The 19255-nt window shown below is 60.6% G+C and carries 21 protein-coding genes; 18 read left to right on the top strand and 3 right to left on the bottom strand.

What is annotated here, in order from left to right; all coding sequences use genetic code 11:
* Positions 1-15 precede the first annotated feature (15 nt).
* On the bottom strand, positions 16-927 hold the full coding sequence (locus tag R1W01_RS16920; RefSeq protein ID WP_243614393.1) for a pirin family protein: 912 nt from the start codon (positions 925-927) through the stop codon (positions 16-18).
* Between the two features lie 220 nt (positions 928-1147).
* Between R1W01_RS16920 and R1W01_RS16915 the strand changes: the two genes are divergently transcribed.
* From R1W01_RS16915 to R1W01_RS16890, 6 genes are all read left to right on the top strand, one after another.
* Positions 1148-2779 (top strand): long-chain fatty acid--CoA ligase, encoded by a 1632-nt coding sequence (locus R1W01_RS16915; RefSeq protein WP_243614394.1) that lies wholly within the window; start codon positions 1148-1150, stop codon positions 2777-2779.
* 115 nt (positions 2780-2894) lie between these two features.
* The gene (locus R1W01_RS16910) at positions 2895-3884 is read left to right on the top strand and encodes an NAD(P)H-dependent flavin oxidoreductase (protein ID WP_243614395.1); all 990 of its coding nucleotides are present in this window, start codon (positions 2895-2897) and stop codon (positions 3882-3884) included.
* The gene (locus R1W01_RS16905) at positions 3881-4549 is read left to right on the top strand and encodes a histidine phosphatase family protein (RefSeq protein WP_297756696.1); all 669 of its coding nucleotides are present in this window, start codon (positions 3881-3883) and stop codon (positions 4547-4549) included. The genes R1W01_RS16910 and R1W01_RS16905 overlap by 4 nt, the downstream gene beginning before the upstream one ends.
* A gap of 10 nt (positions 4550-4559) precedes the next feature.
* Positions 4560-5585, top strand: coding sequence for a phosphotransferase family protein (locus R1W01_RS16900; protein WP_297756697.1), 1026 nt, complete (start codon positions 4560-4562; stop codon positions 5583-5585).
* Entirely contained in the window at positions 5578-6363 is a 786-nt protein-coding gene (locus R1W01_RS16895) for an SDR family NAD(P)-dependent oxidoreductase (RefSeq protein ID WP_297756698.1), read from the top strand. Before R1W01_RS16900 ends, R1W01_RS16895 begins: the two co-directional genes overlap by 8 nt.
* A gap of 24 nt (positions 6364-6387) precedes the next feature.
* Positions 6388-6801, top strand: a complete 414-nt coding sequence (locus R1W01_RS16890) for a PaaI family thioesterase (protein ID WP_243614399.1) — start codon at positions 6388-6390, stop codon at positions 6799-6801.
* Here the strand turns inward: R1W01_RS16890 and R1W01_RS16885 are convergent.
* On the bottom strand, positions 6798-8186 hold the full coding sequence (locus tag R1W01_RS16885) for an aminotransferase class V-fold PLP-dependent enzyme (protein ID WP_297756699.1): 1389 nt from the start codon (positions 8184-8186) through the stop codon (positions 6798-6800). The genes R1W01_RS16890 and R1W01_RS16885 overlap by 4 nt on opposite strands.
* 110 nt (positions 8187-8296) lie before the next feature.
* On the opposite strand from R1W01_RS16885, the gene R1W01_RS16880 reads away from it, so the two are divergent.
* The 8 genes from R1W01_RS16880 (at position 8297) to R1W01_RS16845 (ending at position 15655) form a co-directional block, all read left to right on the top strand.
* Entirely contained in the window at positions 8297-8764 is a 468-nt protein-coding gene (locus tag R1W01_RS16880; RefSeq protein ID WP_297756700.1) for an Lrp/AsnC family transcriptional regulator, read from the top strand.
* 78 nt (positions 8765-8842) lie between these two features.
* Complete coding sequence (locus R1W01_RS16875; protein WP_297756701.1) at positions 8843-9175, top strand: ArsR/SmtB family transcription factor; 333 nt, start codon at positions 8843-8845, stop codon at positions 9173-9175.
* A gap of 12 nt (positions 9176-9187) precedes the next feature.
* Complete coding sequence (locus tag R1W01_RS16870; protein WP_243614403.1) at positions 9188-9703, top strand: arsenate reductase ArsC; 516 nt, start codon at positions 9188-9190, stop codon at positions 9701-9703.
* Positions 9700-10749, top strand: coding sequence for an ACR3 family arsenite efflux transporter (gene arsB / locus R1W01_RS16865; protein WP_297756702.1), 1050 nt, complete (start codon positions 9700-9702; stop codon positions 10747-10749). Before R1W01_RS16870 ends, arsB begins: the two co-directional genes overlap by 4 nt.
* A gap of 12 nt (positions 10750-10761) precedes the next feature.
* The gene (locus R1W01_RS16860; protein WP_297756703.1) at positions 10762-11772 is read left to right on the top strand and encodes an ArsJ-associated glyceraldehyde-3-phosphate dehydrogenase; all 1011 of its coding nucleotides are present in this window, start codon (positions 10762-10764) and stop codon (positions 11770-11772) included.
* 13 nt (positions 11773-11785) lie between these two features.
* Entirely contained in the window at positions 11786-13054 is a 1269-nt protein-coding gene (arsJ, locus tag R1W01_RS16855; protein WP_297756704.1) for an organoarsenical effux MFS transporter ArsJ, read from the top strand.
* Positions 13055-13086: 32 nt separating this feature from the next.
* Positions 13087-14886, top strand: a complete 1800-nt coding sequence (gene lepA, locus R1W01_RS16850) for a translation elongation factor 4 (RefSeq protein ID WP_243614407.1) — start codon at positions 13087-13089, stop codon at positions 14884-14886.
* Positions 14887-14971: 85 nt separating this feature from the next.
* On the top strand, positions 14972-15655 hold the full coding sequence (locus R1W01_RS16845; protein ID WP_297756705.1) for a LicD family protein: 684 nt from the start codon (positions 14972-14974) through the stop codon (positions 15653-15655).
* A gap of 63 nt (positions 15656-15718) precedes the next feature.
* On the opposite strand, the gene R1W01_RS16840 is transcribed toward R1W01_RS16845, so the two are convergent.
* Entirely contained in the window at positions 15719-15856 is a 138-nt protein-coding gene (locus tag R1W01_RS16840; protein ID WP_297756706.1) for an entericidin A/B family lipoprotein, read from the bottom strand.
* Positions 15857-16076: 220 nt separating this feature from the next.
* Between R1W01_RS16840 and R1W01_RS16835 the strand changes: the two genes are divergently transcribed.
* The 4 genes from R1W01_RS16835 (at position 16077) to R1W01_RS16820 (ending at position 18960) form a co-directional block, all read left to right on the top strand.
* Positions 16077-16469 (top strand): rhodanese-like domain-containing protein, encoded by a 393-nt coding sequence (locus tag R1W01_RS16835; protein WP_243614410.1) that lies wholly within the window; start codon positions 16077-16079, stop codon positions 16467-16469.
* Positions 16470-16692: 223 nt separating this feature from the next.
* On the top strand, positions 16693-16965 hold the full coding sequence (locus tag R1W01_RS16830) for an acyl carrier protein (RefSeq protein ID WP_243614411.1): 273 nt from the start codon (positions 16693-16695) through the stop codon (positions 16963-16965).
* Positions 16962-18173 (top strand): beta-ketoacyl-[acyl-carrier-protein] synthase family protein, encoded by a 1212-nt coding sequence (locus R1W01_RS16825; protein ID WP_243614412.1) that lies wholly within the window; start codon positions 16962-16964, stop codon positions 18171-18173. Before R1W01_RS16830 ends, R1W01_RS16825 begins: the two co-directional genes overlap by 4 nt.
* Positions 18166-18960 carry a MaoC family dehydratase gene (locus tag R1W01_RS16820; RefSeq protein ID WP_297756709.1) on the top strand — a complete coding sequence of 265 codons (795 nt, stop codon included), beginning with the start codon at positions 18166-18168 and terminating at the stop codon, positions 18958-18960. Before R1W01_RS16825 ends, R1W01_RS16820 begins: the two co-directional genes overlap by 8 nt.
* Positions 18961-19255 lie beyond the last annotated feature (295 nt).

Raw genomic sequence — 19255 nt, 5'->3', positions numbered from 1 at the left:
CGTTTTTCTTGGAGGCTACGGCGCTTCTTTGATGAAGGTGCCGTTCTGCAGATCGCGAAACGCCTGACGTAGTTCGTCTTTTGTGTTCATCACGATCGGCCCATGCCAGGCCACAGGCTCTCGGATCGGCGCGCCCGAGATCAGGAGAAAGCGAATTCCCCGTGGCCCCGCCTGCACCGTGACCTCATCGCCCGTACCAAAGCGGATCAGCGTCCGGTCGCCGGACATGTCACGGATATGCACCTCTTCGCCCGCAACCTCCTTTTCAAGAAGGACACCCGTCGGCTTGGACGCATCCGCAAAGGCGCCTTCGCCTTCAAAGATATAGGCAAACGCCTTGCGATAAGTGTCGACCGGGAAGGTCTTCTTGACGCCCGCCGGGATCGTGATGTCGAGGTAAAGCGGTTCTGCCGCGATGCCGTCGACCGGCCCCGTCTGGCCCCAGAAACTGCCGACAATGACCCGCACCTGCGTGCCGTCGTCTTCCATGATAACCGGGATTTCTCCCGATCCGACGTCCTGATAGCGCGGCGTCGTCATCTTCAGGTCGCGCGGCAGATTCGCCCAAAGCTGAAAGCCGTGGTTGCCGCCCGTCATGTCCGGCTGTGGCATTTCCTGATGCAGGATGCCCGACCCGGCCGTCATCCACTGCACATCCCCCGCACCGAGCGTGCCGCTGTTGCCAAGGCTGTCCTGATGGGTGACCGAGCCGGAGATCACATAGGTGATCGTCTCGATCCCGCGGTGCGGATGCCACGGAAACCCCCGCATGAACTTTTCGGGGTCTTCATTGCGGAAATGGTCCATCATCAGGAACGGATCGAGTTCTTCAGGGTCCGTGAACCCGAAAGCCCGGTGAAGATGCACCCCGGCGCCTTCCATCGTCGGCACCGCTTGTCTTTGTTCGAGAACCGGCCTGATCGACATCACGTGTCTCCTTTCATGGACGTCTGTTCGCTGACACCAATCTAAGCCGTTCTGTGCCGACGCCAATGGGGGGATCTGTGTCGCCCTGAACGGCGACTGTGCGGCGATGAACGGTTTCGACGCCACGGCAAATACAAAACCCCCTTGGAGTCCCATTGCTTACGCGTTTAACGTGCCCGAACCAAATTTCACCAACATCATCGGCAGGGGAGGGCCGTTCATGCTGGGTTCCATGATGATGCGTCCGTTGAAAATCGCGGACATCCTGACATATGCCGCCGAAGTGCACCCAACCGGAGAGATCGTCTCCGTGCGCACCGAGGGCGACATCCACAAGACGACGTATGCAGAAACCCTTGGCCGCGTGTCGCAACTCTCGCACGCACTCGAGGCGCTTGGCATCGAGATCGGGGACCGGGTCGCGACGCTGGCGTGGAACGGCTATCGCCATTTCGAGCTCTACTACGCGATCTCCGGCATCGGCGCGATCTGCCACACGATCAACCCTCGCCTCTCGGCCGAACAGATGACCTATATCGTCAATCACGCCGAAGATCGGGTGCTCTTTGTCGACACCACCTTCGTGCCGATTGTCGAAGCACAGCGCCACGACTGGCCCGCCGATCTCAAAATCGTGGTGATGACCGACCGCGCCCACATGCCGGCTGGGGACTACCTCTGCTACGAAGACCTGCTCGAGGGGCAGCCCGACGCCCGCGATTGGCCGGACCTGCCCGAGGAAACGGCCTCTGGTCTCTGCTACACCTCTGGCACCACGGGCAATCCCAAAGGCACGCTCTACACCCAGCGCTCGACCGTGCTGCATGCCATGATGGTGGGCCTGTCCTTGCCCAAGGCGTTGCAACCGGGCAAGCGCATCCTGCCGGTGGTGCCTTTGTTCCACGTCAACGCATGGGGCCTCCCCTACACGGCCCCCCTGACCGGGGCCTCGCTGGTGTTCCCCGGCGGCGCGTTGGACGGCGAAAGCCTGTTCCGCCTCATGGACAGCGAAGAGGTCTTCTCCGCCTGGGGCGTGCCAACCGTTTGGCTTGGGCTGCAAGGTGAGATCGACAAGCAAGGACGCCTGCCAAAAGGCTTCGAAGATGTGGTCATCGGCGGCTCTGCCGCCCCGACGAGCATGATCCGCTACTTCGAAGAACGAGACGTCAATGTCTGCCACGCCTGGGGCATGACCGAGATGAGTCCGATTGGCACGCAAGGCAACCTGCCGCCGCATCTCGCGCATCTGCCGATGGACGAACGCATCGCCCAAAAAAGCGGACAGGGGCGGCGTGTCTTCGGGGTGGATCTCAAAATCTCTGATGAAGACGGCAATCGCCTGCCGCATGATGGCAAGGCCACGGGCGAATTGTTCGTGCGCGGCAATACGATCACGGCCGGCTATTACAACAATGACGCGGCCAATAAGGACGCCTTTGACGGCGATGGTTGGTTCGGAACCGGTGACGTGGCCGCAATCGACGAACATGGCTTCCTGACCATCACTGACCGTGCCAAGGACTTGATCAAGTCTGGCGGCGAATGGATCAGCTCGCTTGACCTCGAGAACGTGGTTATGGCGCATCCCAAGGTGGCAAATTGTGCGGTGATCGCCGTGCCTCATCCGAAATGGGACGAGCGCCCGCTTCTGGTCGTGGTGCCGGGGAGCGATGGCAAACCGCCGATCGCCGAGATGATGGATATGCTGGGCGAGCATTTCGCCAAATGGCAGTTGCCCGATGGCGTGGTGTTCGTTGAGGAACTGCCGCTGACAGCAACCGGCAAGGTATCCAAGCTGACCCTGCGCCGCATGTATGGCGAGAATCAACTGCCTGCGCCGGAGACGGAATAACGACGCGTTACTTCGCTTGTTTCCCAATGTGACGCAGGGTTCTTCGCTCCGCCGGGGGCTTGCGTTGATTGGGGCAGATTATACCGTTGCTTGAAACGTGCATGAGGAGGAGCGCATGTCCAAAGACCATCATTTGCCCAAGGCCCTGCAAGGGCTTCGGATTCCCGCCGTGGCGTCGCCGATGTTCATCGTTTCCACCCCGGCGCTGGTCATCGCCCAATGCAAGGCCGGCATCGTTGGCAGTTTCCCGGCCCTGAACGCCCGCGAAGGCGAGGGCGAGTCGCCGCTTCTCGAAGCATGGCTCAAGGAAATTAACGAAGAGCTGGACCGCCATAATCAGGCGAATCCCGACACGCCTGCGGCGCCGTTTGCCGTGAACCAGATCGTGCACCGCTCTAATACCCGACTGGATCGCGATCTCGAGATTTGCGCCCGCTGGAAGGTTCCGATCTGGATTACCTCGCTTGGTGCGCGTGTTGAGGTCAATGAGGCCGCCCATAGCTGTGGCGGCATTGCGCTGCACGACATCATCAACAACACCTTCGCCAAGAAAGCGATCGAGAAAGGCGCCGACGGTCTGATCGCCGTGGCCGCAGGGGCAGGTGGCCACGCAGGGCCACAATCGCCCTTTGCCCTCGTGCGCGAAATCCGTGAATGGTTCGAGGGTCCGCTTCTTCTTTCCGGTTCCATCGCAACGGGCGACGCGCTCCTCGCAGCACAGGCGATGGGGGCTGATCTTGGCTATATTGGCACGCCCTTTATCGCCACGGATGAGGCCAACGCCGTGCAGGGCTACAAGGACATGATCGTCGAGAGCAGTGCCGAAGATATCGTCTATTCCTCGCTCTTCACCGGCGTCTGGGGCAACTACCTCAAAGGCTCTATCAGCAACGCTGGCATGGACCCTGATAACCTGCCGCTTGGTGATGTGGCCGATATGAGCTTTGGTAGCGATCGTGAGAAGCCAAAGGCATGGAAACATATCTGGGGATCGGGGCAGGGCATCGGCGCGGTCAAATCTGTTGGCCCGGCGGCCGATCTCGTCGCCCGGATTGAACGCGAATACCACGCCGCCTTTGATCGCCTGAAAGACCGCATGTCATGAGCATGGTCTTCCATCTTGTCCGCCACGCCCAAGCCTCTTTCGGGGCGGCGGACTACGACAACCTCTCTCCCCTCGGTCATCGCCAGTCCGAAGCACTGGGCGCAGCTATGGCGCGGCAAGGTGTCGTGCCTGACGCGGTCTTCATCGGCGCGCAGAAGCGCCATCGCCAGACTTGGGAGGGTATGGCCAATGGGATGGGCTGTGACCTCGAGCCTGTGATCCTGCCGGGGTTCAACGAGTTTGACTTCAAAGGCCTGCTCGACGCGCGTTTTGCAGAAGAGCCTGCGCCGGAGGGAATCCATAGCGACCGGCGCACGCATTTTCGCAAACTCCGCGAAACGGTCCTCATGTGGCAGCGGGACGAGATCACCAACCCGCCCGAGCGTTTCGCCGATTTCGCCGCCCGCGTCCGCGATGCCCGCGATATTGTCGCTGCGAGCGGGGCGAAGACCCCGGTGGCTGTTTCTTCCGGTGGTGCCATCGGCCAGAGCGTCGCGTCTGTCATGGGCGCCCCCGCCGACCAGATGATCGCCCTGCAACTTCAGGTCAAGAACTGCGCTGTGGCACGGTTCGTGATCGCCTCGACCGGCACATGGTTGCATGGGTTCAACGAGACCCCCCATATCAACGCCGACAACGCGGCGGAAATGCTCACCTATAGCTGAGGAGACCCGCATGGCCACGAACACACTCGACACCAAAGCCGTCGCGGCATGGCTCACCGATCATCTTGATGGGTTTGAAGGCCCCATCGAGGCCGAGAAATTCCCCGGGGGCCAGTCCAACCCGACCTTCCTCCTCAAGACACCTGCGCGTGACTATGTGCTACGCCGCAAACCGCCCGGAACGCTCCTCAAATCCGCCCACGCGGTAGATCGTGAATTCCGCGTTCAGACTGCGCTTGCCGACACCGACGTGCCGGTCGCCAAGATGCATGTGCTGTGCGACGACGATGATGTGATCGGCTCGATGTTCTACGTCATGGACCGGGTCAATGGCCGCAATTTCGACGACCCGCGCCTGCCGGACCTGACCAACGCCGAGCGCAGCGCCGTTTTCGACCAGATGAACACCGTCCTCGCCGCGATCCATACGGTCGACATCGACGCTGTGGGCCTTTCCGACTATGGCCCCGAAGGCAACTATTTCGAACGTCAGGTCGGCCGCTGGACCAAGCAATACCGCGCCTCCGAGACCGAGACCGTAGCGGATATGGACGCCCTGATCGACTGGCTCGCCGCGAACATGCCCGAGGATGATGGCAAACGGACGTTGGTACATGGCGACTATCGCCTCGACAACCTCCTATTCGCCAAAGACAGCACTGACTGCATCGCGGTTCTGGATTGGGAGCTGTCAACCATCGGCCACCCCTACGCCGACCTCGCCGCGGTCATCATGCAATGGCAAATGCCGCCCGGTGGCTCGGGGAGGGGCTTGCAGGGCGTGGATCGCGCCGCGCTCGGTATTCCTTCGGATCAGGCCTTCATCGAGGCCTATTGCCGCCGCACCGGAACGCCCGGCATCGAAGGGTTCAACTTCTACCTCGCCTTCTGTTTCTTCCGCATGGCCGCGATCATCCAAGGCGTGCTGAAGCGCGCCCTTGATGGCAACGCCTCGAACCCCGAACGCGGGCGCAAGATGGGGGAATATGTCCCGCTTTTCGCCAGGGCCGGTTTGGAGGCGGCCAAGAATGGATAAACGCTACAAGGATCAGGTGGTCATGATCACCGGCGCCGCAAGCGGTTTCGGCAAGCGCGCCGCCGAGATGTTCGCCGCCGAGGGCGCACGCCTCGCGCTCTCCGATATTTCCACCGAAGCACTCGAGGCCCATGCCGAAACCCTGCGCGCCAAAGGCGCCGAGGTCACTGCGGACGCCTTCGACGTCTCCGAAGAGGCCCCGCTCAAGGCCCATATCGCCCGCATTTCCGAGACCTATGGCCGCCTCGACGTGGCGATCAACAACGCCGGGATGGGCCATGAACCCGCCCCGCTCCATATGCTCACCGCCGAGGATTTCGACCGCAACATCGCCGTCAACGCCCGAGGCGTGTTCCTCGGTATGAAATACCAGATCCCGCTCATGCGCGCGGCGGGGCAGGGGGCGATCCTCAATGTCGCCTCTGCGGCGGGTCTCGTCGGCTCTGGCAACCTCTCGGCCTATTCGGCGGCAAAACATGCGGTGGTTGGCCTCACGCGTGCCGCCGCCGATGAGAACGCGCGCAAGAATATCCGCGTCAACGCGCTTTGCCCGTCCTTCGCCTCTACGCCGCTTGTCGATGACATGACGAACATGGTCAGCGCCCGCACCGGCCTCGACTCTGAAGGCGCCGCGCGCCAGATCACAGCCCGTATCCCGATGGGCCGCATGGCAAGCACGGACGAGATCGTGCAGGCCATGCTCTGGATCTGTTCGCCGGAAAACACTTTCATGACCGGACAGGCCGTGGCACTGGATGGTGGCCTGACTGCCGTCTGACGCCTGCCAATTGGAGAGACCCGCATGACACCGCTTGATCCCGCCCTCGACGAAAGCCCCTATCCGCTGCAAAAGCATCTTGGCTTTCGCCTGACACATTGGAGCGAGGATTTCGCCCGGATCGAGCTACCGATTGAGCATTACCTCGGCAATCGCGCCGGCCTGCCACATGGCGGGATTTATGCGACGCTTCTCGATACGGTGATGGGCTACTCGGGCTGTTTTACCGGTGATCCCGATCACAAACGCCTTGCCCTGACCCTTTCGATGACGGTGAACTTTCTGTCACGCCCCAAGGGGCACGTCCTCATTGCTGAAGGGCGCAAGGTCGGCGGTGGTGCTTCGACCTTCTTTGCCGAGGCGACCGTGCTTGATGAAACGGACGAGTTGATCGCGCGCGGCTCTGGCGCGTTCAAGTATCGCAAGACGACGCTCTAGGCCGCCTTCTCCCGCACCTCCGATACGAGGGTGGCCACGGCGCCAAGGATCGTGTCGACCGTATCGTCCTCCATCAACACGCTGAGGTTCAGGCGGACAAAGCCCGGCTTATGACTCTCGTCGCCCGCGAGGATTTCTGCGCGCAGAGCGTCCGATTGCGCGTCCCCGATCTGCAAGAGACGATGCACATAGGGCCCTGCACAGGCACAGCCGCCGCGCGCCTGAATGCCGAATTGCTCTGAAAGCGCGCGGGTAAAGACGCGGTGATCTATCGCCTTTCCGTCCGCATCGCGCGGCACGAATGAGAAGAAAGGAAGGCGCTCGGTTCTCTCGGGCGCAAGGATGTCGATTCCCGGCACATCGCGCCACGCCTCGAAAGCGTGCTGTGTCAGCACCCTGTTGCGCTCCGTAATCCGATCCTCTCCGATCACCTCTTTCACGATCATCGCAAGGGCTGCACGAATATCCCCAATGACGTTCGGCGTGCCACCTTCCTCGCGCTCCTCGAGCCGCGTGTGATAGTCGTGCCGGTAAGCGTTGACGAAGGTCACCGTGCCGCCGCCCGGACGGCTGGGCCGTGTCGTTGCAACCGCATCGCGCCGCAGGATCAGAACCCCGCTCGCGCCCGGGCCGCCTATGAACTTGTGCGGGGAAAGGGCAATTGCGTCCGCCTTGCCGATGGTGATCGGCAGGTAGGGGCCGCCGCCCGCGTAGTCCCAGACCATCTTGACCCCATGCGCTTTGACTAGCGCCGTGACGCGCGCCACATCGGTGCAAACCCCCGTGACATTCGAAGCCGCCGAGAAGGCCGCAATCGTAAGATCCGCAGGAGTCCTGAGCGCGATCTCTAGCGCCTTCATATCCGGCCCGCCTTCTGCCGCTTCCGCTACCTCGACAACCTCCGCCCCGCTTTCACGCCACGGCAGCAGGTTGGAGTGATGTTCATATGGCCCGACGATCACCCGCACCTTTTCGCCGCGCACCAAGGCCGCGCCGATGCTGAAGAGATGCACGAGTTGGTTCAATGCCGCCGTCGCGCCAGACCCCGAGAAGATCACCGCGTGTTCTTCAAGTGTCGCGCCACAATGCGCCGCGATGACCGCGCGCGCCTCTTCGCGCATCTGCGTCATCACCGCACCGCAATAGCTGTCTTCGGTGTGGCTGTTGGCGTAGAAGGGCAGCACTTCCTCCGCGATGAAATCCTCCACCTGCCGAAGCGCCCGCCCTGACGCGATGTAATCCGCGTAGATCAGAGGCTTCGGCCCTGTCGGTGTCGGGATCATCATCCCCTTGCCGATCTGCCCTTGCCCGAGCGCCGCAACCGGGTCAGGGGACGCACAGAGACCGGCTTTGAAACGGGCGAGGGGAGAGGGCAGATCGAACATGGGACACCTTTGGGTCTTAATGATGTTCTGCCAAGATTAGTCCCGAATACATGCGAAACTGATGCCGATACTTTTGGCATTTTCGAAAATATTGTGTCATATGATCGTATATGGCTGAAAAAATCGATCAAATTGACCGCCGCATTCTCGACCTTGCCCAACGCGACGGTGCGCTGTCGCAACGCGAGATGGCCGAAAGGATCGGCCTGTCCCAAAACGCCCTTTGGCGGAGGTTGCATCGGCTTGAGGAGACGGGCCTTCTTCTCGGCGCGCGCCGCCGGGTCGATGCGGAGCGCCTTGGCCTCGATCTGACGGTCTTCGTCATGGTCCGCACCCGCAACCATTCCGACGACTGGATCGAGGCCTTCCGCGCCCATGTCGCCCGCATCCCCGAAGTGGCCGAGATGCACCGGATCGGCGGCGACTGGGACTATATGCTTAAGGTCGTCACCCGCGGCATGTCCGGGTACGACAGCGTCTACAAACGCCTTACCAAGGGGATCGAACTTGAAACCGTCACCGGCTTCTTCTCGATGGAAACCATGCTCGAGGACCGCCCCCTCGACGTGTTTGGCTAGGCCCTGTCACAAAACATTCACCGCCAAGAGCCACATATGAGCTTGAGAATCGGACAACATTTCAATAATTCCTGAAATATGGAAAAGAATGACGCCCTCGCAGCCTTCTCGGCCCTGAGCCAGCCCACGCGCCTTGACGTGTTTCGCCTGCTGGTCGAAGTCGGTGAGGCAGGGATGAGTGCAGGTGAAATCGCCACCGCCCTCGACGTGCGCCAGAACACGCTCTCGGCCAACCTCTCGGTGCTCCTGCATGCAGGGCTCGTGCGCAACCTGCGCGAAGGGCGCAGCATCCGCTATTTCGCCGATACCGACGGCCTGCGCGGCCTTCTGGGTTATCTCCTGCGCGACTGCTGCGGCGGGCGCCCCGAAATCTGTGACCCCCTCATCGAAGACATCGCCTGTAGCTGCTGAAAGGGCTTCAAGATGACTGACACGACCTACAATGTGCTTTTCCTCTGCACCGGAAACTCCGCCCGCTCCCTCATGGCCGAGGCCATCCTCGCGCGTGAGGCGCCGGGCCGGTTCCGCGCCTTTTCCGCCGGGTCCAACCCGCGCGGCGCGCCGCATCCCTATACAATCGACCTCCTCAAAGGGTTGAACCACGACACAGGCTTTGCCCGCTCCAAGAGCTGGGATGAATTCGCGAGGCCCGACGCACCGAAGATGGATTTTGTCTTTACCGTTTGTGACAAGGCTGCCGCGGAAACCTGCCCGGTCTGGCCCGGTCAACCGATGAACGCCCATTGGGGCGTGCCGGACCCGACACAGGCCATCGGCAGCGAGGCCGAAAAGCGCGTCGCCTTTACCGAAACCTACCGGATGCTGCGCAATCGCATCTCGATCTTCACCAACCTGCCGCTGGACACGCTCGACCGTTTCGCCCTGCAAGAGCGTCTCGACGAGATCGGCAAGGACACGGCACTCTCGGAGGACGTATGAGCACTTCAGACCAAGTTGACGCCGGACTCGGCACCTTTGAACGCCTCCTTTCCCTCTGGGTCGCCCTCGCCATTGCGGCGGGGCTGATCCTTGGGAGCCTGATCCCCGGCGTCTTCGCAACGCTGGCCGCGATGGAGGTCGCCTCGGTCAACCTTCCCGTGGCGGTGCTGATCTGGGCGATGGTCTATCCGATGATGGTCGGCGTGGATTTTGGTGCGCTCTCTCATATCGGGGAACGCCCCAAGGGCCTTGTCATCACGCTCGTCGTCAACTGGCTCATCAAACCCTTTACCATGGCCGCGCTTGGCGTCCTCTTCTTCAACTATGTCTTCGCGGATCTGATCCCGCCGGATGATGCGCAGGCCTATCTTGCCGGGGTGATCCTCCTTGGTGCGGCGCCCTGTACGGCGATGGTGTTCGTCTGGTCCAACCTGACGCGCGGCGATGCGACCTATACGCTCGTGCAGGTGAGCGTGAATGACGTGGTGATGGTCTTTGCCTTCGCCCCCATCGTCGCCTTTCTCTTGGGCGTAAGCGACATCACCGTGCCTTGGGAAACCCTGATCCTCTCGGTCGTCCTCTACGTGCTTTTGCCGCTCGCGGCAGGACTGCTGACGCGCCGCAGCCTCGTCAAGCAGGGCGGGGAGGCCGCCGTGGACGCCTTCAAGGCCCGCGTGGCGCCCTTCTCGATCACGGGCCTCCTCGTCACCGTGGTCCTGCTCTTTGGCTTTCAGGGACAGGTGATCCTCGACCGCCCGCTCGTGATCCTCTTGATCGCGATCCCTCTGTTGATCCAATCCTATGGCATCTTCTTCGTCGCCTATGGTGCGGCGAAACTCTGGCGCGTGCCGTTTAATGTCGCCGCGCCCTGTGCTCTGATCGGCACATCGAACTTCTTTGAACTGGCGGTCGCCGTGGCGATCTCGCTGTTCGGCCTCGGCTCCGGGGCGGCATTGGCCACGGTGGTCGGCGTGCTCGTCGAAGTGCCCGTGATGCTCTCGCTTGTCGCCTTCGCCAACCGGACGCGCGGCTGGTTCCCGAATTAAAGGACGAATTCAATGACCAAAATCGCCATCAATGGCCTCGGCCGCATGGGCAAACTCGTGATCCGGAGCTTCTTTGACGTCGGCATCGACGCCGAGATTGTGCTTCTCAACGATGGGATGGGCGATGCTGAACTGCACGCGCATCTTCTCGAATTCGACACGGTGCATGGCCGCTGGCGCGCGGACTTCACCCATGACGACGAAAGCATCACGATCGACGGCCAGAAGATGCGCTTCACCTCGACGCGCGACCTCTCGGAGCTGCCGCTGAAAGAGCTCGGCGTCGATCTCGTCGTGGATTGCACTGGCGCGTTCAAGACCAACGCAAAGCTTCAACCCTATTTCGATGCGGGTGTGAAAAAGGTCGTGGTGTCGGCCCCTGTGAAAGAGGACGATGTGGCCAATATCGTCTATGGCGTGAACCACGAGATTTACGACGCAGAGGCCCACAATGTCATCACCGCCGCCTCCTGCACCACCAACTGCATCGCACCCATCGTCAAGGTGATCCGCGAAAAGCTCGGCATCGAAGAGGCGTCCTTTACAACGATCCATGACGTGACCAATACTCAGGTCATCGTGGACCGCGCCCACAAGGATCCGCGCCGTGCCCGGTCTGCGCTCAATTCCCTGATCCCGACGACAACGGGCTCGGCCAAGGCCATCATTCAGATTTTCCCAGACCTTGAGGGCAAGATCGACGGCCATGCCGTGCGCGTGCCGCTTCTCAATGCCTCGCTGACCGATATCGTTTTCAACGTCTCGCGCGAAACAACGGCGGAAGAAGTCAACGCCATGCTCGAAGAGGCCGCGAATAGCGATCTTGACGGCATCCTTGGTTTCGAGACGCGGCCGCTGGTCTCCTGTGACTATACCAATGACGACCGCTCGACGATTGTCGATGCGCTCTCGACCCGTGTGATCGGCGGCAAACACGTCAAGATCTACGCGTGGTATGACAATGAATGGGGCTATGCGTGGCGTCTTGCTGACGTGACCCGCATGGTCGTCGATACGCTCTGATCGGACTCTCGCCATGACCACCGCACCGCACCGCCCCGAAGGGCTTGCCGCCTATATCACGGTGACCGCCGCCTATTGGGCCTTTATGCTCACCGACGGGGCGCTGCGGATGTTGGTCCTGTTGCATTTCCACACACTCGGCTTTTCGCCGGTGCAGCTCGCCTATCTCTTTATCCTCTACGAGGTGATGGGCGTGGTGACGAACCTCTCTGCAGGTTGGCTCGCGGCGCGGTTTGGACTGACCTCGACGCTCTATGCCGGGCTCGGGCTTCAGATCATTGCGCTCATTGCACTAGCGCAACTCGATCCCACATGGTCGCTCACCACCTCCGTTGTCTTCGTGATGGTCGTGCAAGGCCTCTCCGGCGTGGCCAAGGATCTCGCCAAGATGTCCGCCAAATCTGCCGTGAAACTCCTCGCACCCGAAGGCGAGGGGGGCTTGTTCAAATGGGTCGCTGTCCTGACCGGATCGAAGAACGCGGTGAAGGGGCTTGGCTTTCTTCTCGGTGCGGTGATCCTCGCGGTTTGGGGATTTCAGGCCTCGGTCTGCGTCATGGCTGCCGTCCTTGCCGTCATCCTCGTCGGTGTCATCGCCTTCATGCCGCCGGGCCTGCCGCAGGGCAAGAAATCCGCCAAGTTCAGCCATGTCTTTTCCAAGGACCAGAACGTCAACCGCCTCTCGCTTGCCCGCATGTTCCTCTTTGGGGCGCGCGATGTGTGGTTCGTGGTCGGCATCCCGATCTATTTCTATGCCGTCCTCTCGGATGGCTCCGAGGAGGGCAACCGCGCCGCCTTCTTCATCATCGGTACTTTCATGGCCGCGTGGATCATCCTTTATGGGTTTGTTCAGGGCCTCGCCCCGAAGCTCCTGAAGGCCAAGACCGCCACCACGCCCGAGATCACCCGCAAGGCGATCCTCTGGGTCGCCGTCCTGACGTTGATCCCGCTCGCGCTCGCCGCCGCCGTCTATGCCGATCTGCCCGGCCTGACACCGATCCTCGTCGCAGGGCTCCTTGTCTTCGGCTTTGTCTTTGCGGTGAATTCCTCGGTCCATTCCTACCTTATCCTCGCCTTCACCACGGGCGAGCGGGTGACGATGGATGTGGGGTTCTACTACATGTCCAACGCCGCAGGCCGCCTGATCGGCACGCTCTTGTCGGGGCTCTCCTACCAACTCGGCGGGCTTCCCCTCTGCCTCCTGACCGCCGCCCTCATGGCCGCGGCCTCGACATTGGCGGCAAACCGGCTCCGGTCCGTGACGGCAAACACGTATCCCGCTTGACCAAACCCTGATTTGCGCTCATATGCCGATCCATGACTGAGCTTTCGAAAATCCGCAACTTCTCCATCGTCGCCCATATCGACCACGGGAAATCGACCCTGGCCGACCGGCTCATCCAATCCACCAATACGGTGGCCGAGCGCGACATGAAGGATCAGCTTCTCGACGCGATGGATATTGAGCGTGAACGTGGCATCACGATCAAGGCCAATACCGTGCGCATCGATTATACCGCGCAAGATGGCGAGACCTATGTGCTCAACCTGATCGACACCCCCGGTCACGTCGACTTTGCCTATGAGGTCTCCCGCTCCATGCGCGCGGTCGAAGGCTCGCTGCTCGTCGTCGACTCGACCCAAGGCGTCGAAGCCCAGACCCTGGCCAACGTCTATCAGGCGATCGAGGCCGACCACGAGATCGTCCCCGTCCTCAACAAGATCGACCTCCCAGCCTCCGATTGTGACCGCGTCGCGGAACAGATCGAAGACGTGATTGGCATCGACGCCAGCGACGCGATTCAGGTCTCTGCCAAATCCGGCATTGGCATCGAAGACACGCTCGAAGCCATCGTCGCGCGCCTGCCCGCCCCGGAAGGGGAACGCGATGCTCCGCTCAAGGCGATGCTGGTGGATAGCTGGTATGACGCCTATCTCGGTGTTGTGGTCCTTGTGCGGATCATGGATGGCGTGCTCAAGAAGGGCGACCAAATCCGCATGATGCAGACCGGTGCCCGCTACGGCGTTGACCGGATCGGCGTCTTCCGCCCGGCCATGACCACAGTTGATGAGCTTGGCCCCGGCGAGATCGGTTTCCTGACCGCCTCGATCAAACAGGTCCGCGATACCAAGGTGGGCGACACGATCACCACCGACAAGAAAGGCTGCGAAACCCCGCTGCCGGGCTTTAAGCCCTCTGTGCCGGTGGTGTTCTGTGGTCTCTTCCCGGTCGATAGCGCGGAGTTCGAAGACCTGCGCTCCGCAATCGAGAAACTCGCGCTCAACGACGCGTCCTTCTCTTACGAAATGGAAACCTCTGCCGCGCTCGGCTTTGGCTTCCGCTGCGGCTTCCTCGGCCTCTTGCACCTCGAGGTGATCCGCGACCGGATCGAACGCGAATACGATATCGAACTGATCACCACCGCGCCGAGCGTGGTCTATCATATCTACATGAAAGACGGGGAGATGCTCGAGTTGCACAACCCCGCCGATATGCCCGATCCCTCGACCATCGACCACCTTGAAGAACCGCGCATCAAGGCGACGATCATGGTGCCGGATGAATTCCTCGGGGACGTGCTCAAACTCTGTCAGGACCGTCGCGGGATTCAGCTCGACCTGACCTACGCAGGCTCGCGCGCCATGGTGGTCTATGATCTGCCGCTGAACGAAGTGGTGTTCGATTTCTACGACCGTCTGAAATCCGTGACCAAGGGCTACGCCTCGTTTGACTACCAGATGGAAGGCTACCGCGAGGACAACCTCGTGAAGATGTCGATCCTCGTGAACGATGAACCCGTGGACGCGCTCTCGACCATGGTGCACCGCGACCGCGCCGAGATGCGAGGCCGTGCCATGTGCGAAAAGCTCAAGGATCTGATCCCGCGCCACATGTTCAAGATCCCGATCCAGGCGGCCATCGGCGGCAAGGTGATCGCGCGCGAAACCCTTTCGGCGCTCCGCAAGGACGTGACCGCCAAATGCTACGGCGGCGACGCGACCCGGAAACGCAAACTGCTCGACAAGCAGAAAGCCGGTAAGAAGAAGATGCGCCAGTTCGGGCGGGTGGACATCCCGCAAGAGGCGTTCATCTCTGCCTTGAAGATGGATGACTAGGGCAGCCCCCTTTCGGGAAAAGCTTCTACTGCTTTGGCGATGGGGTAGGCCTTGTCATCGCGAGTTCTACCAAACAGAGACCGAATTGGGGCTGGTCACTCCTTCAAGAAACGAAGCGGCAGCACTCGATGCGCTGCACGACATCACTTCGGTTCTTACCGCACATCACGCCCTCCATCACGTCTGCGATGGCACCTTGCTTGGCATTGTGCGTGAAGGTGGCTTCATCGCTGATGACAACGATATCGATTTTCGGGTTGATCGTTCGGCCCTGACCGACGATCTGGTATTGGCCCTGCAAACTGCGGGATTTACCTTATTCAAACGCAGCTCTGTCAAAGGACATCTCGCAAGCATTGGCCTTGCCCGTGATGGCATTGCCGTTGATCTCTACGGCACAGATTTCTCTGCCGGTGCGGCTGTCTTTCATATCATCTACAAGGACGGCTACCTCACGTATTGCGTCCCCTTCCATGGGGTTGAAGAACGTGTATTCAGGAACCTGTCTCTTTCCGTGCCAAAGAGAGCCGAGGCAGATCTCATCGCATGCTACGGCGCGACGTGGCAAACGCCGATCTCCGCTTGGGATGGCGTATTCGATCATCGGGCCCTTCTGTGCTGTACAGGCGGGCTAAAGACCCTGTTTTCGGCCGCGTACAAATTTCAGGATGCAAGATCTCCCAATGGCAAACCCCTTACGGGTTGGTCCGCCCTGCGCGGTGCTCTTCGGGCCATCTTCTGGTTGCGACTGCGCGCTCCAGAGACCTGACGCGGGGCAGATGAAAAAGGCGGGGACATGCCCCGCCTTGTTGCTGAACCTTGTGGCGTCACCTCAAAGGTCGTCCTGAACCTCTTCGGCGGTGTCGCTGATCGCGTCGCCGGCGTTCTCGAGGTCTTGACCGGCCCCTTTGGCCGTTTCGCAAGCGGCCAGCGTGACGAGGGCAAGTCCAATCACAAGATACTGTTTCATTGCGGTCTCCTTTCTGTTCGCGCCCTCCATGGCTAGGGCAGGGGGCGAACCGGCTGCAACCGGCCTGCGCGGGATCGGCAAGAGTTTGCTTTTTCTGCGTGCAACCTGTGTCGAAAGGGGAGGCGGCACGCTCTGTCTTGCAGGTTTCATGTTCAGGTTCTTTTCAAACGGGGTCCGGCTGGCCTAGGCTCTGGTCAGACTGCAAACCGGAGGAACCTACATGCCCCAGTCACTCGCCGACATGCTCGAAGCCGCGCGTTCTGTTGTCCCCGCGATTTCTGTGCCCGAAGCACAGGCCAAGATTGAGGCGGGGGCGATGCTCTTGGATGTGCGCGATGCGCCCGAATTGCAGATGCATGGCCGTGCGCAGGGGGCGCATCACGTGCCGCGCGGCATGCTTGAGTTCCGCGCCGATGCGGCAAGCCCTTTTCACGATCCCGAGTTCCGCACCGATCGCCCGGTCGTTCTCTATTGTGCCTCTGGTGGGCGGGCCGTTCTGGCGGCGAAGCTTCTCAAGGACATGGGCTTTGCCGAGGTCTACAATCTCGGGGGGCTGAAAGACTGGGTCGAGGGCGGCGGACCCGCCTCTGCACCGGTTGACCGTGGCATGTAAGGTCATTCTGGTCCGTGTGAGCGGGCCAGAACCCGCACATACGCAATACCGACGTAATACCGACGTGATACATATGTGATTTTTTGCCGGGTATGGCAGCGAAAAGCGTGGGTGCGGTGAATTATTGCACAGGGCGCTTCTTGCTGGCATCTTGCGCAAAGCGCCCCTAAACTCGGGGCAACGCATGAAGACAAGGCCCCTGACCAGGGATGGAAGGCAGGATATGAGCACCGAAAAAACCGATATTTCCCAAGAGCTTCTTGAACTCGTCGCCCGTGAGGGCATGGTTGATATGTCCGAGATCTCCCCCGAAAGCCGGCTCGAGGATCTTGATATCCAATCGGCCGATTTCGTCATGATCCTGATGGCCTTGGAAGAGGAATACGGCGTCTACATCTCCGTCGACAACGAACTCACCGAAGTCCAAACCGTCCAAGACCTCCTCACCCTCGCCGAGACGAAAATTCGTGAAGGCCAGAAAGACGCCACCGCATGACACGTGTTGTGGTGACAGGGCTGGGGGCTGTTTCGGCCTGCGGTCTTGGTGCAGACCTTCTTTGGAAAGGCGTGGCCGAGGGGCAGAGCGGTGTCCGGCCCTTGTCGTTTGAGGCGTTGCCGAACCAGCGTGTTGGGACCGCTGCGCGGCTCTCGGATGAGGACAAGACGCGCGTGACCGAAAGCGAGGGGCACCGAATGCGTGATCCCGTTGCGCAATATGCCCTTGTCGCAGCGCGTGAGGCGATTGAACAGGCAGGCTTGGGGCCGAACGATTTCGGAGACGAATGCGGCGTCGTGATTGGGTCTGGCTTTGGTGGCGCCCAAACGCTTGACGATAACTACATCGCCTTTGGTGTGGACAAGAACATGCGGCTTGATCCAATGGCCGTTCCCAAGATCATGAACAATGCGGCAGCTTCCTGGGTATCGATGGAAACCGGGGCAAGTGGTCCGATTTATAGCCCCTCAACCGCCTGTTCCTCCGCCAGCCAGAGCATTGGGCTTGCATATCAACTTATTAAGGCAGGCGCAGTGAAGCGGTGCCTTGCCGGGGGGGCTGAGGCCTGTTTGGTTGGAGGGGTTTTCCGTGTTTGGGAATTGCTCCGGGTCATGACGGCCGAGAAGAACCGCCCCTTTTCCAAGGACCGAAACGGCATGACCCTAGGGGAGGGCGCAGGGGTCGTGGTGCTCGAGAGTTTTGAAAGTGCGCAAGCGCGCGGTGCAACAATCATATGTGAGCTCGCCGGCTATGCGACCAACTCTGATGCAGGTGACTTGTTGCGCCCCAACCCGGATCGTGCGGCCGCTTGTATGAGCGCAGCCCTTGCAGACTCAGGGCTTGAAGCGCGCGACATCGGGTATGTGAACGCGCACGGAACCGGAACGGTTGCCAATGACGTGACCGAAACGACTGCATTGAAGACTGTCTTTGGAGATGAGCTTGCGGGGCTTGAGGTGTCTTCGACGAAACCGATTCATGGCCACACGCTCGGCGCCGCTGGTGCGATCGAGGCCATCGTTTCGATTCAAGCGCTCAAGAACCAGTTGGCTCCGCCAACCATCAACTTTAACGAGGTCGATCCGAAGATCGGGTTTGACCCGGTTGGGAATGAGGCTCGCCCACTTCGAACAAAGGCCGTTATGTCGAACTCGCTCGCCTTTGGCGGGGTAAATGCCTCTCTCGTGTTCAAGGCCTTTGATGGTTGAGGCGGAGTTTGCGACGGTCGTTTCGAAAGGCCTCGAGGCGCAAGACGTTGACGATCTTAGGGACTTGCTTGCAGCGGTGCTTCGGTTCAACAGCGAAGAGGGGGATACGACTCCCCTTATCGCTCCTGCAATGCTTCTGGGTGCTTCGGGGCTTGACCCCGTGCGTAGACGCATGGTGCCACCTCCGGGCATGGCGGTGCTTCATGAGAGCCAAGTATTTCGTCGCGCTCGATGCCTGACGCCATCCCGCCCGTTGACCATTCGCGGAACAGAAGAAGAGCGCGGCGCAGCTAGAAGTTTCGCTTTCACCCTGGAAGACGAGCAGGGTGGTCTCGGACAAATGGAAACACGTCTTCGGTTTGTGACCCCAGATGTCATGGCTTCCCTTAAAGGGGCGGCATTTCGACAGGAAATGAATACGCCAGACATGGTGTGGAGAAAGACCGCACCAATCTCTTGCGATCGTGTCGAGCGCTATCTCACTCTGTCTCATGATCCGAATCCAATTCACAGAGATGATGTCGCGGCCCAAGCTGTTGGGTTGGCGCAAGCTGTGGTTCCCGGAATGCTGATCGCGGGACTTTGTGAGGTGGCGCTTAAATCTGTAGGGATAGATGCGGAGGAGATGCGGACGCGATATCTCGCCCCCCTACCGATTGGGGCTGCTCTGCGCCTTGGAGTACAGATCAAGGAACAGGGCCCAAAGGCGCGTGCGCGCATTTTTGCGATCGATACACAGGATCGGATCGTCGCGATTTCTGACGCGACTCGTGATTCCGGGTACTAGGCGACTCGTTTGACCGATTTTCGAGGACCGATTCCGGGGATTCTGCCCCGATTCAGGGCCAAATCAGCGAAGTTTCATAGGAAGTCAGTCATCTACGTCAGAAAGACTGCCCATTCCACAGGCAGGGTAGTGTGCCAAACACCTTGTTTTCATGCCTTTGTCGATTTTTTTGACGAAATTGCGAAAAAGGGGTTGCGGGTGTTTGGTGTTATCCGTAAATACCCCCTCACCGGCGGCGCTGAGGCGCACAACGGGACGCCAGACGGGGCGACGGACTGAGGTTCGGGAGTTTCGG

The sequence above is a fragment of the Shimia sp. FJ5 genome, from assembly GCF_032918335.1.
GTDB classification, from domain to species: Bacteria; Pseudomonadota; Alphaproteobacteria; order Rhodobacterales; family Rhodobacteraceae; genus Shimia; species Shimia aestuarii_A.
Note: the sequence above shows the minus strand (reverse complement) of the source record. Positions and strands in the feature narration are given on the sequence as shown.

Excerpts from the sequence above, each read along its gene's own strand:
- R1W01_RS16890 (WP_243614399.1), top strand. The coding sequence starts at position 6,388 with ATGACACCGCTTGATCCCGCCCTCGACGAAAGCCCCTATCCGCTGCAA.
- R1W01_RS16840 (WP_297756706.1), bottom strand. The coding sequence starts at position 15,856 with ATGAAACAGTATCTTGTGATTGGACTTGCCCTCGTCACGCTGGCCGCT.
- R1W01_RS16870 (WP_243614403.1), top strand. The coding sequence starts at position 9,188 with ATGACTGACACGACCTACAATGTGCTTTTCCTCTGCACCGGAAACTCC.
- arsJ (WP_297756704.1), top strand. The coding sequence starts at position 11,786 with ATGACCACCGCACCGCACCGCCCCGAAGGGCTTGCCGCCTATATCACG.
- R1W01_RS16830 (WP_243614411.1), top strand. The coding sequence starts at position 16,693 with ATGAGCACCGAAAAAACCGATATTTCCCAAGAGCTTCTTGAACTCGTC.
- R1W01_RS16900 (WP_297756697.1), top strand. The coding sequence starts at position 4,560 with ATGGCCACGAACACACTCGACACCAAAGCCGTCGCGGCATGGCTCACC.
- R1W01_RS16835 (WP_243614410.1), top strand. The coding sequence starts at position 16,077 with ATGCCCCAGTCACTCGCCGACATGCTCGAAGCCGCGCGTTCTGTTGTC.
- arsB (WP_297756702.1), top strand. The coding sequence starts at position 9,700 with ATGAGCACTTCAGACCAAGTTGACGCCGGACTCGGCACCTTTGAACGC.
- R1W01_RS16860 (WP_297756703.1), top strand. The coding sequence starts at position 10,762 with ATGACCAAAATCGCCATCAATGGCCTCGGCCGCATGGGCAAACTCGTG.
- R1W01_RS16905 (WP_297756696.1), top strand. The coding sequence starts at position 3,881 with ATGAGCATGGTCTTCCATCTTGTCCGCCACGCCCAAGCCTCTTTCGGG.
- R1W01_RS16885 (WP_297756699.1), bottom strand. The coding sequence starts at position 8,186 with ATGTTCGATCTGCCCTCTCCCCTCGCCCGTTTCAAAGCCGGTCTCTGT.
- lepA (WP_243614407.1), top strand. The coding sequence starts at position 13,087 with ATGACTGAGCTTTCGAAAATCCGCAACTTCTCCATCGTCGCCCATATC.
- R1W01_RS16825 (WP_243614412.1), top strand. The coding sequence starts at position 16,962 with ATGACACGTGTTGTGGTGACAGGGCTGGGGGCTGTTTCGGCCTGCGGT.
- R1W01_RS16915 (WP_243614394.1), top strand. The coding sequence starts at position 1,148 with ATGCTGGGTTCCATGATGATGCGTCCGTTGAAAATCGCGGACATCCTG.
- R1W01_RS16895 (WP_297756698.1), top strand. The coding sequence starts at position 5,578 with ATGGATAAACGCTACAAGGATCAGGTGGTCATGATCACCGGCGCCGCA.
- R1W01_RS16820 (WP_297756709.1), top strand. The coding sequence starts at position 18,166 with ATGGTTGAGGCGGAGTTTGCGACGGTCGTTTCGAAAGGCCTCGAGGCG.
- R1W01_RS16910 (WP_243614395.1), top strand. The coding sequence starts at position 2,895 with ATGTCCAAAGACCATCATTTGCCCAAGGCCCTGCAAGGGCTTCGGATT.
- R1W01_RS16880 (WP_297756700.1), top strand. The coding sequence starts at position 8,297 with ATGGCTGAAAAAATCGATCAAATTGACCGCCGCATTCTCGACCTTGCC.
- R1W01_RS16875 (WP_297756701.1), top strand. The coding sequence starts at position 8,843 with ATGGAAAAGAATGACGCCCTCGCAGCCTTCTCGGCCCTGAGCCAGCCC.
- R1W01_RS16920 (WP_243614393.1), bottom strand. The coding sequence starts at position 927 with ATGTCGATCAGGCCGGTTCTCGAACAAAGACAAGCGGTGCCGACGATG.